The sequence below is a fragment of the Alcanivorax sp. UBA3183 genome, assembly GCF_002364155.1.
Taxonomy (GTDB): Bacteria; Pseudomonadota; Gammaproteobacteria; order Pseudomonadales; family Alcanivoracaceae; genus Alcanivorax; species Alcanivorax jadensis.
Window position 1 is genome coordinate 1,906 of record NZ_DEXN01000040.1, and the last position, 1,366, is coordinate 3,271.

Consider the following 1,366-nt stretch of genomic DNA (forward strand, 5'->3'; position numbering starts at 1 on the left):
AATCCAGTCGACCGATGGCTTCCAGGCTCCACTGCCGGTCCACCAGAAAGGGTTTGATCATACGGGTACCGAACCCGTCACCGACCTTGTAGCCCAGCAGGATCACCAGCCAAACAGCCATCTGCGGCCGCCACCAGAACAGGGTCAGTTGTCGCCGCCACCAGAGCAACGTCACGGGTCGACGGGGTTTGATCTGCTCCCGGGGCTCACGAAATCGCCAGACAACCAGTGCCACCAGCACCAGGGCGACAATCAGGCTTGCCAGGGTACCCTGCCAGCCCCAGCGACCGACCATGATTAGCAAGGCACCACTACCCAGGATCATGCCAATCTTGTAGCCGTTCACCTGAATGCTGTTGCCCAACCCGCGCAAGTCCGGTGTCAGCAAACGGGTGGCCAGGCCGTCGGTAGCGATATCCTGAGTGGCACTGAACAGGTTGAGCAGAAACAGCAGCACCACCAACAGCGCAAAGCCCGGACCAAACAACCATTCGCGGGGAAACAGTGCCGTGATGGCCAGTACCAGCATCACGGCAAACACGCAGGCCAGAATCCACCGCTTGCGATGATTGGGTTTGCCACTACCCCAGCGATCCACCCAGGGAGCCCAGAGAAACTTCAACGCCCAGGGCAAGGCCGGCAGAGCCAGCAGGCCGATCCATTCCGGTGACAGGCCTGCGTCTCTGGCCAGAGCCGGCATGGATTTTCCCAGCAAACCGGCCGGCAGCCCCTGGGCAAAATACAGCACGCCAAGAGTGACAAAGAGAGCCGGCGCGGGACGCTGTGCAGGCATGCTCAGTAGTCCCGGTGGAACGCTGCCCACACGGAAATTTCCTCACGATCGTAGTAAAGCTGTGCCGCCTTGATCTCGGGCACCCCCAGATGCTCATGGCGCTCCATGGCAGCAGTCAGCTTTTCCAGTAATTGCCAGGCCTCCTGGAAACGGCGCTTCATGGGCAGCTTGAGATTGAACAGCGCCGCTTTGGACCAGCCCTGGGTGAGCCACTTTTCCATTTGCTGCAGGGTCCGCGCGGGCTTGTCCACCACATCACAGACCACCAGGTCCACACTGCTGCGGGGCCGCCAGGTGAAGGCATCACCATGGATATGCTCCACCGGGTATTCATCCAGCAGACGGGCATCGAGCTTGCCATGATCCACCGCATGCACCTTGATGCCACGGCGGGCCAGTTGCCAGCTCCAGCCGCCCGGGGCGGCGCCCAGATCAACGGCGGTTTTCGCTGTGAGACTGTCGGTGCTGCCGAAGAAGCGGATCAGCGCTTCTTCCACCTTGAGCGCGGAGCGGCTGGGGGCTTCCGCCGGCAATTTCAGCCGTCGCACCCCGCCTTCGACCAACGGTACAGCG

The 1,366-nt window shown here is 61.7% G+C and carries 2 protein-coding genes; both read right to left on the reverse strand.

Annotation, left to right across the window (positions count from 1 at the left end):
- Positions 1-793 (reverse strand): MFS transporter (locus tag B3Q33_RS12760; RefSeq protein ID WP_286827996.1); only part of this gene is annotated, 793 nt, incomplete at its 3' end.
- Between the two features lie 2 nt (positions 794-795).
- A partial coding sequence (gene rlmM, locus B3Q33_RS12765) for a 23S rRNA (cytidine(2498)-2'-O)-methyltransferase RlmM (protein ID WP_286827998.1) occupies positions 796-1,366 on the reverse strand: 571 nt, incomplete at its 5' end.